At 69.2% G+C, this 15,636-nt stretch carries 15 protein-coding genes and 1 tRNA gene; 11 read left to right on the plus strand and 5 right to left on the minus strand.

Going from position 1 to position 15,636, the window contains the following annotated elements:
* The first annotated feature begins 87 nt into the window (after positions 1-87).
* The 3 genes from HPY23_RS13015 to HPY23_RS13025 all read left to right on the plus strand — a co-directional run bounded on the left by HPY23_RS13015 (position 88) and on the right by HPY23_RS13025 (position 4,370).
* Positions 88-1,248: a zinc-binding metallopeptidase family protein gene (locus tag HPY23_RS13015; RefSeq protein WP_091890746.1), complete on the plus strand. Its 1,161-nt coding sequence runs from the start codon at positions 88-90 to the stop codon at positions 1,246-1,248.
* A 550-nt stretch (positions 1,249-1,798) separates the two neighbouring features.
* Positions 1,799-3,532 carry a dihydroxy-acid dehydratase gene (ilvD, locus tag HPY23_RS13020; RefSeq protein WP_060847307.1) on the plus strand — a complete coding sequence of 578 codons (1,734 nt, stop codon included), beginning with the start codon at positions 1,799-1,801 and terminating at the stop codon, positions 3,530-3,532.
* Complete coding sequence (locus HPY23_RS13025) at positions 3,519-4,370, plus strand: tetratricopeptide repeat protein (protein ID WP_082742522.1); 852 nt, start codon at positions 3,519-3,521, stop codon at positions 4,368-4,370. The genes ilvD and HPY23_RS13025 overlap by 14 nt, the downstream gene beginning before the upstream one ends.
* Positions 4,371-4,423: 53 nt before the next feature.
* On the opposite strand, the gene HPY23_RS13030 is transcribed toward HPY23_RS13025, so the two are convergent.
* Positions 4,424-5,047 carry a glutathione S-transferase family protein gene (locus HPY23_RS13030; RefSeq protein ID WP_091890743.1) on the minus strand — a complete coding sequence of 208 codons (624 nt, stop codon included), beginning with the start codon at positions 5,045-5,047 and terminating at the stop codon, positions 4,424-4,426.
* 144 nt (positions 5,048-5,191) lie between these two features.
* Between HPY23_RS13030 and HPY23_RS13035 the strand changes: the two genes are divergently transcribed.
* Both HPY23_RS13035 and HPY23_RS13040 read left to right on the plus strand, forming a co-directional pair.
* Positions 5,192-5,503, plus strand: coding sequence for a hypothetical protein (locus HPY23_RS13035; RefSeq protein WP_091890740.1), 312 nt, complete (start codon positions 5,192-5,194; stop codon positions 5,501-5,503).
* 110 nt (positions 5,504-5,613) lie between these two features.
* Complete coding sequence (locus tag HPY23_RS13040) at positions 5,614-5,967, plus strand: hypothetical protein (RefSeq protein WP_091890737.1); 354 nt, start codon at positions 5,614-5,616, stop codon at positions 5,965-5,967.
* A 378-nt stretch (positions 5,968-6,345) separates the two neighbouring features.
* Here HPY23_RS13040 and HPY23_RS13045 read toward each other — a convergent pair whose 3' ends face one another.
* Together HPY23_RS13045 and HPY23_RS13050 are read right to left on the minus strand one after the other, a co-directional pair.
* Positions 6,346-7,131 carry an AprI/Inh family metalloprotease inhibitor gene (locus HPY23_RS13045; RefSeq protein ID WP_091890730.1) on the minus strand — a complete coding sequence of 262 codons (786 nt, stop codon included), beginning with the start codon at positions 7,129-7,131 and terminating at the stop codon, positions 6,346-6,348.
* A gap of 19 nt (positions 7,132-7,150) precedes the next feature.
* Positions 7,151-8,107 (minus strand): 2-hydroxyacid dehydrogenase, encoded by a 957-nt coding sequence (locus HPY23_RS13050; protein ID WP_175540079.1) that lies wholly within the window; start codon positions 8,105-8,107, stop codon positions 7,151-7,153.
* Positions 8,108-8,380: 273 nt separating this feature from the next.
* Between HPY23_RS13050 and HPY23_RS13055 the strand changes: the two genes are divergently transcribed.
* From HPY23_RS13055 to HPY23_RS13080, 6 genes are all read left to right on the plus strand, one after another.
* A complete protein-coding gene (locus HPY23_RS13055) occupies positions 8,381-9,472 on the plus strand; it encodes an ABC transporter ATP-binding protein (protein ID WP_060847301.1) in 1,092 nt (363 codons plus the stop codon).
* An 89-nt stretch (positions 9,473-9,561) separates the two neighbouring features.
* Entirely contained in the window at positions 9,562-10,872 is a 1,311-nt protein-coding gene (locus tag HPY23_RS13060) for an ABC transporter substrate-binding protein (protein ID WP_060847300.1), read from the plus strand.
* Positions 10,873-11,233: 361 nt separating this feature from the next.
* Entirely contained in the window at positions 11,234-12,178 is a 945-nt protein-coding gene (locus HPY23_RS13065; protein ID WP_060847299.1) for a carbohydrate ABC transporter permease, read from the plus strand.
* Positions 12,179-12,197: 19 nt separating this feature from the next.
* Positions 12,198-13,088 carry a carbohydrate ABC transporter permease gene (locus HPY23_RS13070; RefSeq protein ID WP_060847298.1) on the plus strand — a complete coding sequence of 297 codons (891 nt, stop codon included), beginning with the start codon at positions 12,198-12,200 and terminating at the stop codon, positions 13,086-13,088.
* A 415-nt stretch (positions 13,089-13,503) separates the two neighbouring features.
* A complete protein-coding gene (gene leuC, locus HPY23_RS13075; RefSeq protein ID WP_200602156.1) occupies positions 13,504-14,919 on the plus strand; it encodes a 3-isopropylmalate dehydratase large subunit in 1,416 nt (471 codons plus the stop codon).
* A gap of 95 nt (positions 14,920-15,014) precedes the next feature.
* A tRNA-Leu gene (locus tag HPY23_RS13080) sits at positions 15,015-15,099 on the plus strand.
* A gap of 67 nt (positions 15,100-15,166) precedes the next feature.
* Here HPY23_RS13080 and HPY23_RS13085 read toward each other — a convergent pair.
* Together HPY23_RS13085 and HPY23_RS13090 are read right to left on the minus strand one after the other, a co-directional pair.
* Positions 15,167-15,358, minus strand: a complete 192-nt coding sequence (locus HPY23_RS13085; RefSeq protein WP_200602157.1) for a YcxB family protein — start codon at positions 15,356-15,358, stop codon at positions 15,167-15,169.
* Between the two features lie 75 nt (positions 15,359-15,433).
* Positions 15,434-15,636 (minus strand): transposase (locus HPY23_RS13090; protein WP_200649621.1); only part of this gene is annotated, 203 nt, incomplete at its 5' end.

Here is a 15,636-nt window from a genome sequence, read left to right on the forward strand (position 1 = left end):
CGTCGGCGGCGGAACTTCCGACCGGTATCCGTCCTTGGTGAGCCATGGCCCCGCTCGGCATCCGGCCGGGGCCCGCCGGACGCCGCGATGAAGATCTTCCAGTGCCAGGCCTGCGCTCAGCCGGCCCATTTCGAGGCCGATGCCTGCGAGAGCTGCGAGTGCCGCCTCGGCTACGACCCGGACCTCGCCGACCTGACCGCCATGGTCCCGGCCGGCTCGCGCTGGCGCGGGCTGGCCGACGCGCGCCGCCGCTACCGCCCCTGCGCCAACCGCGAATCGGGGGGCTGCAACTGGCTCGTGCCCGCGGGCTCGGCGGAAACGTTCTGCGTCGCCTGCCGGCACAACCGGGTGGTGCCCGACCTGTCGATTCCCTGGAACCAGACTCGCTGGCGCGAGGTCGAGGCCGCCAAGCGCCGGCTGTTCTACGCCATGCTGCGGCTGCGCCTGCCACTCGCCTCGCGGCGCGAGGACCCGGCCGGCCTCGCCTTCGACTTCCTGGTCGATCCGGCGGAATCCTACCTGATCGGCCCGCCGGTGCTGACCGGGCACGACAACGGCCTCATCACCCTCAACATCGCGGAGGCCGACGACGTCGAGCGCGAGCGCCGGCGCACGCAGTTCGGCGAGCATTACCGCACATTGCTCGGGCACTTCCGCCACGAGATCGGGCATTATTTCTGGAACGTGCTGGTACGGGCCGATCCCTGCCTCGAGGCGTTCCGGGCGGTGTTCGGCGACGAGCGGGCGGATTACGGCGCCGCGCTCCAGCGCCACTACGCGCACGGCCCGGCGGAGGGCTGGCAGGAGACCTTCGTGTCGACCTACGCCACCTCCCACCCCTGGGAGGACTTCGCCGAGACCTGGGCCCACTACATGCACATCGTCGACACGCTGGAGACCGCCAGCCAGTTCGGGGTGCGGGTGCAGCCCAAGCTCCAGGCCGGGCCGGCCCTGCACGCGCCGATCACGCTCGCCGCAAAGGTCGATTTCGATCCCTACCGCAGCCCGGATTTCGGCCGGCTCATCGAGGCCTGGCTGCCGCTGACCTTCGCGATGAACTCGCTCAACCGCAGCATGGGCCAGCCCGACCTGTATCCGTTCCGGATGACCCCGGCGACGATCGGCAAGCTCTCCTTCGTCCACGACCGCATCTATGCCCGCACCGACGCGACGGAAGCCGAGGCCGGCGCGCTCCGGGCGGTGATCGCGGGACTGCGCCACCCGGTGGCGGCGCCGCGCTCGGCCTGAGGCAGATTTCGCGGAGGCGGCATCCGGTTCTGCGCCGAAAATCTGCGACGAAACAAGGGTCTAAGCAGGCGCGCGGCCCGCACCGGGCACGAAGCGACGGCCCGTCGGCCGCCCGCAGCGGGGGGGGCCGCGGCGCCACGAATGCCCCGTCCCGGCCCCGACATCCGCACGAACCCGCCTCAAGCCGGGCACAAACGGCCGCCATGTAGAGGCCGGCTTCCGACGGACATCCCCACCCCCCGTCGGACGTCCGCCGCAAGCTTAGCTGTGGCGAGGTCGCAACACCCCGAAAGCATCCCAGGTTTGCCTCAGACCGCACTTTGCTCCGCCGCGTTCCCGCCATAAACCGGCGGCACCTCAACGGCCACGTTAAGCGATTGTCCCTACAGCGCTTTATCGCGGTCATTCGGGGGTTGCCGGAGATCACGGGCGGCGCTGGCGGACCGGCCCTCGGGTGGCATCGTTTCGCGCACGCCGTCCCGGGACGGCGCAGGGAGCGGGACCGGGGCAAAACCGGCCTTTCAAGAAACCACGGGTACGGGACAGGGCCATGGACGCGCGTCACACCACCGACAAATCGAAGCTGCCCAGCCGCCACGTGACCGAGGGTCCCGACCGCGCGCCGCATCGCTCGTACCTGTACGCCATGGGGCTGACCCGCGAGCAGATCCACCAGCCGCTGATCGGCGTGGCGTCGTGCTGGAACGAGGCGGCGCCCTGCAACATCTCGCTGATGCGCCAAGCCCAGGCCGTGAAGAAGGGCGTGGCCTCGGCCGGCGGCACCCCGCGCGAGTTCTGCACCATCACGGTCACCGACGGCATCGCCATGGGGCATCGCGGCATGCGCGCCTCGCTGCCGTCCCGCGAGGTGATCGCCGACTCGGTCGAGCTGACCATGCGCGGCCACGCCTACGACGCGCTCGTCGGCCTCGCCGGCTGCGACAAGTCCCTGCCCGGCATGATGATGGCGATGGTGCGCCTCAATGTGCCCTCCGTCTTCATCTATGGCGGCTCGATCCTGCCCGGCACCTTCCGGGGTCAGCCCGTCACCATCCAGGACCTGTTCGAGGCGGTCGGCAAGCACTCGGTCGGCGCGATGAGCGACGACGACCTCGAGGAGCTGGAGCAGGTCGCCTGCCCGTCGGCCGGCGCCTGCGGCGCGCAGTTCACCGCCAACACCATGGCGACCGTCTCCGAGGCGATCGGCCTGGCGCTCCCGTACTCGGCCGGTGCGCCCGCCCCCTACGAGATCCGCGACCGGTTCTGCGCCACCGCCGGCGAGATGGTGATGGAGCTCCTGGCCAAGAACATCCGCCCGCGCGACATCGTCACCCGCCGTGCGCTCGAGAACGCCGCGACCGTGGTGGCGGCATCGGGCGGCTCGACCAACGCCGCCTTGCACCTGCCGGCGATCGCGCACGAATGCGGCATCGAGTTCGACCTGTTCGACGTCGCCGAGATCTTCAAGCGCACCCCCTACATCGCCGACCTGAAGCCCGGCGGGCGCTACGTCGCCAAGGACCTGTTCGAGGTCGGCGGCATCCCGCTGCTGATGAAGACGCTGCTCGACGGCGGCTACCTCCACGGCGACTGCCTGACGGTGACCGGGCGGACCATCGCCGAGAACCTCGCCAAGGTGGCCTGGAACGCCAACCAGGACGTGGTGCGGCCCTCCAGCCAGCCGATCACCGCGACCGGCGGCGTGGTGGGCCTCAAGGGCAACCTGGCGCCGGAGGGCGCGATCGTGAAGGTCGCCGGCATGCCGCCGGAGAAGCAGACCTTCGCCGGCCCGGCGCGCGTCTTCGACACCGAGGAGGCCTGCTTCGAGGCGGTGAAGAACCGCACCTACAAGGAGGGCGAGGTCCTGGTGATCCGCTACGAGGGCCCGCGCGGCGGCCCCGGCATGCGCGAGATGCTGGCGACCACCGCCGCCCTCTACGGCCAGGGCATGGGCGACAAGGTGGCGCTCATCACCGACGGGCGCTTCTCTGGCGCCACCCGCGGCTTCTGCATCGGCCATGTCGGGCCGGAAGCGGCGGTGGGCGGCCCGATCGGCCTGCTCAAGGACGGCGACCTCATCCGCATCGACGCGATCCAGGGCACGCTCTCGGTCGACCTCTCGGACGAGGAACTGGCCCAGCGCCGCGCGGCCTGGCAGCCGCGGGCCAACGATTCGACCTCGGGCTACCTGTGGAAATACGCGCAGACCGTCGGCCCGGCGGTGAACGGCGCGGTGACGCATCCGGGCGGGGCCCAGGAGACGCTCTCCTATGCGGATATCTGAGGCCGGCCTGCCCCGTCGGGCGGGCCGCCGGTTCCTCCTCGCGCTTCTCGGCCTCGTCATGGCCGGGGCCGGCCCGACCGCGGCGCTCGACGCCGCGGTGCGGACCCCGGTGCCAGCCGCGACGGGCTACCGCAACGCCCGCGAGGCGATGCGGACGGGCATGCGCGACTACAATGCGGGTGACAAGGAAGGCGCCGCCCGCGCCCTCGAATACGCCGCCGGGCAGGGCCACGCGCTGGCCCTGTGGAAGCTCGGCCGCATGTACGCGGAGGGCGACGGCGTCCCGCACGACGACCTCAAGGCGTTCGAGTTCTTCTCGAAGATCGCCGACGAGAACGCCGACGAGGGCCCGGAGGCGCCGAATGCCGGCGTGGTGGCGAGCGCCTTCACGGCGCTCGGCCGCTACTTCCTCGACGGGATCAAGGGCTCCTACGTGCGCTCGAACGTCGAGCGCGCCTACGACATGTTCAACTACGCGGCGACCTACTACGGCGACCCGAACGCGCAGTACAATCTCGCCCGGCTCTACCTCGACGGCACCGGCGTGACCCAGGACCCGCGCCAGGCGGCGCGCTGGTTCAACCTCGCCGCCGAGAAGGGGCATCCGGCGGCCCAGGCGCTGCTCGGCCAGCTCCTGATCAACGGCCAGGGCGTCACCGTGCAGCGCGCCCGGGGCCTCGCTTGGCTGACGCTGGCCCGCGATGCGGCGGACGGCCCCAAGGACCAGTGGATCGTCACCCTGCAGGAGCAGGCGATGGCGGCCGCCAACGAGCGCGACCGGGCCGAGGCCCAGTCCCAGGTCGACGGCTTCTACCGCCGCAGCGCCAAGGGACGATGATGAAAGCCGGGCGCTGAGCGAGGGGACGGCGTCCCGCCCCCTCGCCTCCCGCCTCAGCCCTGGCGGGCCGCGATCGCCGTCTTGAACGACGGGCGCTCCAGGATGCCGGTCACGTAGGCCGCGAGGCGCGCCCAGCGCCCGGCATCGACCGTCTCGCCGGCGAGACGCAGGTTGTGGAAGCTCGTCGCGACCGAGATGTCGGCCAGGCCGAACGCGCCGCCGACGAGGAACTCCCCGTCGATCTGCCCCTCCAGGTAGTCGTAGAGCCGCGGCAACTCCTCGCCGAGGCACTTGGCCACCACGGCCTCGTCGCAGGGCTGGTTCATCATCTTCGGCCGCAGCACCCGCTGCACGAACGGCTTGATCAGGACCGGGAACAGCTCGGTATCGCCGAACTCGTCGAACCAGATCGCCCGGCCGAGATCCCGGGCCTCCGTCGGCAGCAAGGCCGGCGCCGGGTGCTTGCGCTCCAGGTAGTGGATGATCGCCGAGGAATCGGCCAGCAGGAAGCCGTCGTCGTCGAGCGCCGGGATCTTGCCGAGCGGGCTCGCGGCCTGGAAGCGCGGATCGGGGTCGTGGAAGCGCAGCGGCACGTGCTGGACTTCGACGCCCTTCTCGGCGAGGACGACCAGCACCTTGCGGACGAAGGGCGACAGGCTGGTGCCGTAGAGTTTCATCGGGTGTTCTCCCTCGCGGCCGGGAGGCCGCCGGGGCGGATATCGCGCCCGGCCGGCCGGTTGACACCCCTCCCCGGCCTGGAAACCGCGGGGCCGCGCGGCCATACTCCGCCCCGGCCGTTCCCGGCCCGGAAAGGCCGATCCGTGGACGATACCTTCGAACTGCGCGAGCGCCTGTCGCGCGCCTGGCGGGCGGTGTTCGACAACGCCGTCGCGGCCGGCAGCCCGCCCGATGCGGTGGTCGAGACGATGACGGCGGTGGCCCATGCGCGCTTCGCCGAATTGTTCGGCACCGCCGCCGCGGCGAGCTACCTCGCGCTGCTCGCCGAGCAGATGCGCGACGTCGACCACGGCGAGGCCGAGATCCTGATCCGCGGCGAGGCGCCCGGGCCGGCGCCGTTCGACGAGGCGATGCCGGCGATGGATCCGGTCTGGATCGAGCGCGACCCGGCCTGACGCGGGCGCGTGCGCTCGCGCACATGACGGGGGGTGGGCTCGGGAACGCCGATCGGACTCGGCGATTCCGTCGGGCAGGATCAACCCCGTGCCCTTGCACGAGCGCAGCCATGATCGTTCGGCCACTTCTCGTCGCCGCTGCCTGGGCGGCCTTCTGCTTCACGGCCCAGCCACACCGGGAGCCGGCCTCCCCGCAGGATCCGGTGCTCCTCACCGGCATCGAGGCCGATCTCGCCAGCCGCCGCTGCGACGGCGTGCGGATCGATGCCGAGCATTTCCGGACCTTCTCGTCGCAGGTGCAGCTCAACCACGCCGACTTCTTCCAGAAGACCCGGTCCGCCCGCCTGCAGGCCGCCCTCGACGACCTCGACGGCCGGCTCCGCACCGACCGCCAGGCGGCCTGCGCGGCGATCTGGGTGGCGTACGGGCCCGGAAGCCCGTTGCAACTGTTGCGGCGGGGGTGAGGCAGGGAGCGTGTCATGCACTGTTTCTGACGTGCCTGATCCGCACAAGTCGGCGTCCCGACCTGGCTGCGGTCATCCACGTTCCCCGGCATGACGCGCGGCACCGCCAGGTGCACAGGCGTGTCCACCGTCCTTCGATCGCGACCGCGACGTTCGGGTCAGATCCTCTCCGGATATGGGACCTTGGCGGCGTCCTCCCCCGGAATCACGGCGAGGCCGCCCGGACCTCGTTCCCGGCCGCGACGGCAAAGGACGTCGAGGGCATCCACTGGCCTCGCTCGTGGAGCATCGGGTACGGCCAGCGTGGACCGCAGGAGCGCTGCTTCGAGGGCACGGCCCTGAGCGTCGACAGGCACCGGGGGACCTTCTGATGCGCCCTCACGGCTCCACCCGCCGGAGCAGGAAGGTGGTGCCGATCTCGGGGTCGCGGCGCCAGCGCCCCTCCCCCACCGGGATCAGCTCGACGCTGTGGCCGCGTCGCGCCACGAGGGTGAGGCGGCCGGCCTCGTAGTGCCAGGCGGTCGGATCGAACAGGGCGAGGCCGGCGTCGCGGCAGCCCTCCTGCACCTGGGCGGTCACTTGGGCGGTCACTTGGGCGGTCTCGGCCCGGAGCACCACCCGGCAAACGTCCTTCTCGACGAAGCGGTCCAGGGTGTAGAGCCCGGCCACCGAGGCGGCGGTCGAAGGCGCTCCCGCCCAATTCTCCGGGCCGGCTCCGCGCAGGCTCGACGGGGTCGTCAGCGCGGCTTGCGTCACCAGCGGCGCTGCGGGCCGCGAGTTGGTCGGGATCGTGCCCGCCTGAGCCAGGCTGTAGCGCTCGCCGCCGGGGGTCTCGGCGCTGCGCGGGCCGTCGCCCTCGGGGCCCGCGAAGGCCAGCACCGGCTGGCCCTCCCGGTCGAGGAGCTGGATCATCTCCCCCTCCTGGCGCCAGCCGACGATGCCGTTGATCAGCGGCAGCGCCCGCCGGCAGCCGGCGGGGAAGCGCAGGGCCCGGCCCACGCTCCCGGGCTCCGCTCCCAGCATCAGGCCGCAGCGGCGGAAGCTGCCGTCCAGCGCCAGCTCCCACGGCCCCGCGGCGTCCGGGAGCGGGCTCGCCTCCTGCGCCGCCGCGCATCCCGCCCAGGTGAGGAAACCGAGGACGGGGAGGAGGCGGCGCAGGCGCATGGCGTGGCTCTCGGGTTCGTCAGGCCTTCCAGGGTGTCTCGGCCACCGGCGTCACCGGACCGTTGCCCTGGAACCAGGAGGTCAGGTTATCAACGACGAGCTGGCCCATCGCGTTGCGCGTATGGTGCGAGGCCGAGCCGACATGTGGCAGAAGAACCGCATGTTCCTGCCGGATGAGGGCGTCCGGCACCTTCGGCTCCTCGGCGAAGACGTCGAGGCCGGCGCTCTGGATCGTGCCGTCGGCCAAAGCCGCGGCGAGCGCGTCCTCGTCCACCAGCGTGCCGCGGGCGACGTTGACCAGCACGCCCTCAGACCCCAGCGCCTCCAGCACCTCGCGGCCGACGATGTTCTTCGTCTCGGGACCGCCGGGCGCCACCACCATCAGCACGTCGCAGGCCTTGGCCATCTCGATGAGCGAGGGGAAGTACTCGTAGGGTACATCCGACTGCTTGGTGCGGCCGTGATAGGCGATCGACAGCCCGAAGGCGACGAGGCGGTGGGCGATCGCCCGGCCGATGCGGCCGAGCCCCAGGATGCCGACCTTGCGCCCGCGCAGCGTGCCGGTCAGCGGGTAGGGTTTCTCCAGCCACTTGCCCTGGCGCAGGTAGCGGTCGACCTGCGGGATCTGCCGCACGGTGGCGAGGAGCAGGCCGACGGCCAGGTCGGCGACCTCGTCGGTGAGCACGTCGGGCGTATTCGTCACCATCACGCCGCGCCGGCCGCAGGCCGCCGCGTCGATCGTATCGTATCCGACGCCGAAATTGGCGGCGATCTCGAGCTTCGGCAGCCGGTCGAGCAGGGCGTCGTTCACGTGGACATGGCTCACCGCCATGCCGCGGATCTTCGGCCCGACCTCGTCGAGGAAGCGCTCCTTGTCCTCCGCCAAGTCGCCGCGGTGGAGGGTGAAATGCCTCTCCAGGCTTTCGGTCACGAGCGGCGACATCGGCCGCATGATCAGAACATCTGTGGACTTCAAGCCTGTCTCCCGGTCTTTTCTGGCCATCCGACGATGGGCGCATGGCGAGGGCGCTTGATCTTGCGCCCCGCGCGCCCGATGATGGCCGCCAACACGAGAGGCGGCAAGACAGGCCGCCCCGTTCGACGGGTCGAGGAAACACCCCAATGAGCGCCAGACACCCTGATCGGGGCCCGCCTGTCGTGTGTTCGTCGTCTGCCTGTGGCAGCGCTGCCGTTTCGGTCCGCGCGCCGCGCGCGACCCTATTCTCATAGACACGACCACGAGGAGCCGATGGCCGGGCTGGAAATCAGGAACGTGCGCAAGTCGTTCGGGGCCACCCCGATTCTGCACGGCGTGTCGATCGACATTCAGGACGGGGAATTCGTGATCCTGGTCGGCCCGTCGGGCTGCGGGAAATCGACCCTGCTGCGCATGATCGCGGGGCTGGAGAACATCACGGCGGGCGAGATCCGGATCGGCTCGCGCGTCGTCAACGCGGTGCCGCCCAAGGAGCGCGACATCGCCATGGTGTTCCAGAACTACGCGCTCTACCCGCACATGACCGTGAAGGACAACATGGCCTTCTCGCTCAAGCTGAGGAAGGCCGCCAAGGAGGAGATCGAGAGCCGGGTCGGGCGCGCCGCGGCGATCTTGGGGCTGGAAAAACTCCTCGACCGCTACCCGCGCCAGCTCTCCGGCGGCCAGCGCCAGCGCGTCGCGATGGGGCGGGCGATCGTGCGCGATCCCCAGGTGTTCCTCTTCGACGAGCCGCTCTCCAACCTAGACGCCAAGCTGCGGGTGGCGATGCGGGCCGAGATCAAGGAGCTGCACCAGCGGCTTCGCACCACCACGGTCTACGTCACCCACGACCAGATCGAGGCCATGACCATGGCCGACAAGATCGTGGTGATGCATGACGGCGTGGTCGAGCAGGTCGGTGCGCCGCTCGAACTCTACGACCGGCCCGACAACATCTTCGTCGCCGGCTTCATCGGCTCGCCGTCGATGAACTTCCTGAAGGGCAAGATTTCGGGTGACACGTTCCGCACCGACAGCGGCCTGACCCTGCCGCTGCCGACCCGCGGGGCGCGCCCCGCCGACGGGATGCCGGCGGTCTACGGCCTGCGGCCGGAGCATGTCCGTCTGGCGGAGGGCGGCGTGCCGGTCGAGGTCGCCGTGGTGGAGCCGACCGGCTCCGAGACCATGGTGCTGGTGCGCCCGCCCGGCGGCGGCACGCAGGCCATCGCCAACGAGGTCGCCCGCGACATCGCCTGCGTGTTCCGCGACCGGATCGGCGCCGGCCCGGGCGAGCGGATCGGCATCACCGCCGATCCCGCCCTCGTCCACCTGTTCGACGCCGAGAACGGCCGCCGGCTGAACTGAGCCGAGGACTTCCGGCCGGCGGCGGGACGCCATCCCGCCGCCGGCCGCGACCGATCAACGATCAGAACAATCCCGGGAGACACGCCACGATGTCAGCCTTCGATCGTCGCCAGATCCTCAAGGCGGGTGCCGCGCTCGGCCTCGCCTCCGCCGCGGGCCTCGAGGGCTTCGCCCGCGCCTGGGCCCAAGAGAGCCAGTGGAAGCCCGAGGCCGGCGCCTCGCTCAAGCTCCTGCGCTGGAAGCGCTTCATCCCCGCCGAGGACGAGGCCTTCATGCGCCTCGTCGACGCCTTCACCAAGGCCACCGGCGTACCGGTGAGCGTGACGAGCGAATCCTTCGACGACATCCAGCCCAAGGCCTCGGTCGCGGCCAATACCGGCCAGGGCCCGGACATGGTCTGGGGCCTCTACTCCTTCCCGGCCCTCTTCCCGTCGAAGTGCCTCAAGGTCGGCGACGTCGCGGACTATCTCGGCAAGAAGTACGGCGGCTGGCTGCCCACCGCCGAGGCCTACGGCAAGGTGAAGGGCGAGTGGATCGCCATTCCGATGGCGTTCAACGGCGGCTACCTCAACTACCGCATCTCGGCCATGAACAAGGCCGGCTTCCAGAAATTCCCGGAGGACCTCGATGGCTTCCTGGAACTCTGCAAGGCGATGAAGAAGAACAACACCCCGGCGGGCTTCGCGCTCGGCCACGCCACCGGCGACGCCAACTCGTGGATCCACTGGGCGCTGTGGTCGCATGGCGGCAACCTGGTCGACGCCAACGAGAAGATCATCATCAACTCGCCGGAGACCGCCAAGGCGCTCGAATACGTCAAGGCACTCTACGAGACCTTCGTGCCCGGCACGGTGTCGTGGAACGACTCGTCCAACAACAAGGCGTTCCTGTCGGGCGACCTGTACCTGACCAACAACGGCATCTCGATCTACGCCGCGGCGAAGAACGAGAAGAAAGACATCGCGGCGGACATGGACCACGCCGCCTACCCGGTCGGCAAGTCCGGCAAGCCGACCGAGTTCCAGCTCGCCTTCCCGATCCTGGCCTACACCTACACCAAGGCGCCGAACGCCTGCAAAGCCTTCATGGCCTTCGCGCTCGAGGCCCAGAACTACAACGCCTGGCTCGAATCGGCGCAGGGCTATCTCTGCCACCCGCTGCGGGCGTATTCCAACAACCCGATCTGGACCGCCGACCCGAAGAACAAGGTGTTCGGCGAGGCCTCGACCCGGACGCTGGCCGCCGGCGGCCTCGCCCCGGTGAGCGAGAAGGTGGCCGCCGTGCTCGCCGACTTCGTCGTCGTCGACATGTTCGCCTCCTACTGCACCGGCCGCGAGGACCTGAAGGGCGCGATCCGCACGGCGGAGAAGCAGGCCCAGCGGATCTTCCGGTCGGCCTGATGCGCTCACCCCCTCGTTCGAGAGGGCCGACAGCGTCACGCAGCGATCCGTGCGCATTCCCCTCTCCCCGCGGGCGGGGAGAGGGCTTTGGTGACCCGGTCGTCACCAAAGCGAGGCGGTAGCCGAAGGTGAAGGGGCGTTCCCGGGTGAGACACCTCCGGGAGCACCCCCTCACCCTCGCTCCGGCTCCGCCTGCACTCACTTCATCGACGACAAGGTCGATGAAGTCCTCTCCCCGCCCGCGGTGAGAGGAGAAACCCGCGTCTCATGCGGCGACGGATGAGTGCGGCAGTCCGATGATGCCGCTCTCGTCTGCCCCGAGACAGCCCGAGAACGAAAACACACCCGGAGGAGGCTCCCCGTGGCCGACATCGCCCTCGCCCGCCCCGCCGCGGCGGCGTCCACGACCGGCTCGGCCTGGAGCCGGCTGCGGACGAGCCGCGGCTGGCTGGGCTTCTGGTTCATGCTGCCGGCGGCCGCGATCCTGCTGCTGTTCCTGGCCTATCCGCTGGCGAAGGGCATCTGGCTCTCGCTCACCGACACCCGCATCGGGCGCGGCGGCAACTTCGTCGGGATCGAGAACTACGAATGGCTGTGGGACGACAGCGTCTTCTGGCTCTCGGTGTTCAACACGCTGGTCTATACGGGCTTCGCCTCGGTGGCGAAGTTCGGCATCGGCCTCTACCTGGCGCTGCTGCTCAACAAGCGGCTGCCGTTCAAGGCGCTGATCCGCTCGATCGTGCTGATCCCGTTCGTCGTGCCGACCGTGCTGTCGGCGCTGGCCTTCTGGTGGATCTTCGACAGCCAGTTCTCGATCATCTCGTGGTCGCTGCGCCATCTCGGCCTGCTCGACCACAACATCGACTTCCTGGGCGATCCGACCATGGCACGGATCTGCGTGACCTTCGCCAACATCTGGCGCGGCGTGCCGTTCATCGCCATCACGCTGCTGGCCGGCCTCCAGACCGTCTCGCCCTCGCTCTACGAGGCGGCGACGATCGACGGCGCGACCCCGTGGCAGAACTTCCGCCACATCACCCTGCCGCTCCTCACCCCGATCATCGCCGTGGTGATGACCTTCTCGGTGCTGTTCACCTTCACCGACTTCCAGCTGATCTGGGCGATGACCCGCGGCGGCCCGGTCAACGCCACCCACCTGATGGCGACCCTGTCCTACCAGCGCGGCATCCTGTCGGGGAATCTCGGCGAGGGCGCGGCCATCGCCACCGCGATGGTGCCGTTCCTGATCTTCGCCATCGGGATCTCGTGGTTCGGCCTCCAGAACCGCAAGTGGCAGACCGGCTGACAAGAAGGATCGAACACCCATGGCCGCGACCACGACCGCCCACACCCCCGACGACAGCGAAGGCATGGCCTATCTCGACACGCTGCCCAAGCGCGTCGTCACGGTCTACCTGCCGCTCTTCGTCATCCTGGTGGTGCTGCTCTTCCCGTTCTACTGGATGGCCTTGACCGCCATCAAACCGGACGACCAGCTCATCGACATGGAGACCTACAACCCGTTCTGGGTGGTCTCGCCGACGCTCAAGCACATCACGAAGCTCTTGTTCCAGACCAACTATCCGCTGTGGCTCTGGAACACGATGATGATCTCGGTGGCGGCCACCGTGCTGTCGCTGTTCGCCAGCGTGCTCGCGGCCTACGCGATCGTGCGGATCCGCTACAAGGGCGCGGTGGCGGTCGGCGCGGCGATCTTCCTCGCCTACCTGGTGCCGCCCTCGATCCTGTTCATCCCGCTCGCCACCATCATCCAGGCCTACGGGCTCTACGATTCGCCCTTCGCCCTGGTGCTGGTCTACCCGACCATCCTGATCCCGTTCTCGACCTGGCTCCTGATGGGGTACTTCAAGACCATCCCCTACGAGCTGGAAGAGTGCGCGCTCATCGACGGGGCGAGCCGCTGGCAGATCCTCGTCAAGATCATCCTGCCGCTGGCGGTGCCGGGGCTGATCTCGGCCGGGATCTTCTCGCTGACGCTCTGCTGGAACGAGTTCATCTACGCGCTGACCTTCCTGTCCTCGACCCAGAACAAGACCGTGCCGGTGGCGGTGGTGAGCGAGTTCGTCGACGGCGACATCTACCGCTGGGGCTCGCTGATGGCGGGCGCACTCGTCGGCTCCCTGCCGCTGGTGATCCTCTACTCGTTCTTCGTCGAGCACTACGTCTCGGCCATGACCGGGGCGGTGAAGGAGTAAGACTCCGCTCGAGATCTGAAGGATGCACCGCAGGATACGCTCCATCCCACCCGCGACCTCATCCTGGGGTGCGACCGAAGGGAGCCTCGAACGAGGCCTCCAGAAAACGCACAGACGTCTGGAGGCCTCCTTCAGGGTCAGTCGATTTGCAATCGGCTGACACCTCAGGATGAGGTCGTGGGTGGGACGAGACCTGCCAGGGGCCAAGCATATTCCGACGCTGCCGGGGCCCCCGAGAGGCCGCGCGGCCGAAGATGGCGGTCGGGTCTCGGCGCCCTTGCGACGCCTGCATCCCCTTGCGGCGCCGCGGGGTCTACCCGTCGGCGGTTCAGGCGGTTACATGACGGGTCCGCCGCGTGCGCGCGCCACGCGCCCGGCCCTACCGTCAGGTCTTCGTGACAAGGCAAACACCCCGATGACTGCCCCTCGCACCCTCTACGACAAGATCTGGGACGACCACGTCGTCGATCGTCAGCCGGACGGCACCTGCCTCCTCTACATCGACCGTCACCTCGTCCACGAGGTCACCTCGCCCCAGGCCTTCGAGGGGCTTCGTCTCGCCGGGCGCCGGGTGCGCCACCCGGAGAAGACGCTGGCGGTCGTCGACCACAACGTCCAGACCTCGTATCGCAGCTTCGGCATCGAGGATCCCGAGAGCCGCACGCAGATCGACACGCTGGCCGAGAACGTCCGCGAGTTCGGCATCGAGTATTACGATGCCCTCGACAAGCGGCAGGGCATCGTCCACATCATCGGGCCGGAGCAGGGCTTCACCCTGCCGGGCCAGACGATCGTCTGCGGCGATTCCCACACCTCGACCCACGGCGCCTTCGGAGCGCTCGCCCACGGCATCGGCACCTCTGAGGTCGAGCACGTGCTCGCCACCCAGACGCTGATCCAAAAGAAGGCGAAGAACATGCGCGCCGTCGTCGACGGGCGCCTGCCCGCCGGCGTCGGGGCCAAGGACATCATCCTGGCGATCATCGGCGAGATCGGCACCGCCGGCGGCACCGGCCACGTGCTGGAATATGCCGGCGAGGCGATCCGCGGGCTCTCGATGGAGGGCCGGATGACGATCTGCAACATGTCGATCGAGGGCGGCGCCCGCGCCGGCATGGTCGCCCCGGACGAGACCACCTTCGCCTACATCAAGGACCGGCCGAAGGCACCGAAGGGCGAGGCGTTCGAGCGCGCCCTCGCCTACTGGCGCAACCTCGTGTCCGACGAGGGCGCGCATTTCGACCGCGAGATCCGGTTGGATGCCGCCAATCTCCCGCCGATCGTGACCTGGGGCACTTCGCCCGAGGACGTCGTCTCGGTCCAGGGCCGGGTGCCGGATCCGGCCTCGATCGAGGACGAGAACCTGCGCGTGTCGAAGGAGAAGGCCCTGTCCTACATGGGCCTGACCCCGGGCCAGAAGATCACCGACATCGCCCTCGACAAGGTGTTCATCGGCTCCTGCACCAACGGCCGGATCGAGGATCTGCGGATCGTCGCCCGCATGGTCGAGGGCAAGACGATCCACCCGAACGTGTCGGGCATGGTGGTGCCGGGCTCGGGCCTGGTGAAGCAGCAGGCGGAGGAGGAGGGTCTGGCCAAGATCCTGATCGCCGCCGGCTTCGACTGGCGCGAGCCGGGCTGCTCGATGTGCCTCGGCATGAACGCCGACCGCCTCAAGCCTCACGAGCGCTGCGCCTCGACCTCGAACCGCAACTTCGAGGGCCGCCAGGGCCACAAGGGCCGCACGCACCTCGTCTCCCCGGCGATGGCGGCGGCCGCGGCGATCGCGGGCCACTTCGTCGACATCCGCGAGTGGCCGACGGGAGCCTGATCCTGTCTCACGAAACGGCGGAGTTCGGCGTTGACGCCGGCTCCGCCGCCGACTAAACGACTGACACCGGGGCGCCGCCAAGGCGACGCTCTAGGGCCCAGGTGGCGGAATTGGTAGACGCGCTGGTTTCAGGTACCAGTGGTGCAAGCCGTGGAGGTTCGAGTCCTCTCCTGGGCACCAACACCCTTCAATGGTGTTGATGCTTCCCGCGATACGGTGATATTGCGAACAACTACCCCTTGAACGATCATATTTTCGGCCGAGCGGTGCAGCGCGCTAGCAGTTGGTGCAGTTCATCGAGACGATCTTCGTCGAGCGCTCGCTTTGGGATCACCAGCACTGCGCTGAGCGGCAACAGCAGGCCGACGTGATCGCGGCGCTCCAGGACAGCCTGGACGGAACTCCAGGTGTAGCGGATCCACGTGCCGGGCACCGCCACCGTTACGTCAGCCTCTCCGAGCGCGAGATCGACGGGAACGTCCGGGCGCGACCGTGCCCTAGGCGGTGTGGACAGTTACCGCAGCCACATGACAATAGCCGCGATGGTGACCATGGCGGCGTAGTTGCGGGCTGTCTTCTCGTAGCGTGTCGCGACGCGCCGAAACTGATTGAGCTTGGCAAAACAGCACTCGATCAGGTGACGCTCCTTATAGAGGGCTGTGTCGAACTCATACTTCTTGGATCGCGAGGGATTGTTCGGGATCACGGCCGTCGCGC

It is taken from the genome of Methylobacterium ajmalii, assembly GCF_016613415.1.
In the GTDB taxonomy this organism is placed as follows: Bacteria; Pseudomonadota; Alphaproteobacteria; order Rhizobiales; family Beijerinckiaceae; genus Methylobacterium; species Methylobacterium ajmalii.

What these genes read in the sequence shown, in the direction of transcription:
- HPY23_RS13025 (WP_082742522.1), top strand. Translation starts at nt 3,519, where the DNA reads ATGCGGATATCTGAGGCCGGCCTGCCCCGTCGGGCGGGCCGCCGGTTC.
- HPY23_RS13060 (WP_060847300.1), top strand. Translation starts at nt 9,562, where the DNA reads ATGTCAGCCTTCGATCGTCGCCAGATCCTCAAGGCGGGTGCCGCGCTC.
- ilvD (WP_060847307.1), top strand. Translation starts at nt 1,799, where the DNA reads ATGGACGCGCGTCACACCACCGACAAATCGAAGCTGCCCAGCCGCCAC.
- HPY23_RS13040 (WP_091890737.1), top strand. Translation starts at nt 5,614, where the DNA reads ATGATCGTTCGGCCACTTCTCGTCGCCGCTGCCTGGGCGGCCTTCTGC.
- HPY23_RS13045 (WP_091890730.1), bottom strand. Translation starts at nt 7,131, where the DNA reads ATGCGCCTGCGCCGCCTCCTCCCCGTCCTCGGTTTCCTCACCTGGGCG.
- HPY23_RS13055 (WP_060847301.1), top strand. Translation starts at nt 8,381, where the DNA reads ATGGCCGGGCTGGAAATCAGGAACGTGCGCAAGTCGTTCGGGGCCACC.
- HPY23_RS13030 (WP_091890743.1), bottom strand. Translation starts at nt 5,047, where the DNA reads ATGAAACTCTACGGCACCAGCCTGTCGCCCTTCGTCCGCAAGGTGCTG.
- leuC (WP_200602156.1), top strand. Translation starts at nt 13,504, where the DNA reads ATGACTGCCCCTCGCACCCTCTACGACAAGATCTGGGACGACCACGTC.
- HPY23_RS13070 (WP_060847298.1), top strand. Translation starts at nt 12,198, where the DNA reads ATGGCCGCGACCACGACCGCCCACACCCCCGACGACAGCGAAGGCATG.
- HPY23_RS13015 (WP_091890746.1), top strand. Translation starts at nt 88, where the DNA reads ATGAAGATCTTCCAGTGCCAGGCCTGCGCTCAGCCGGCCCATTTCGAG.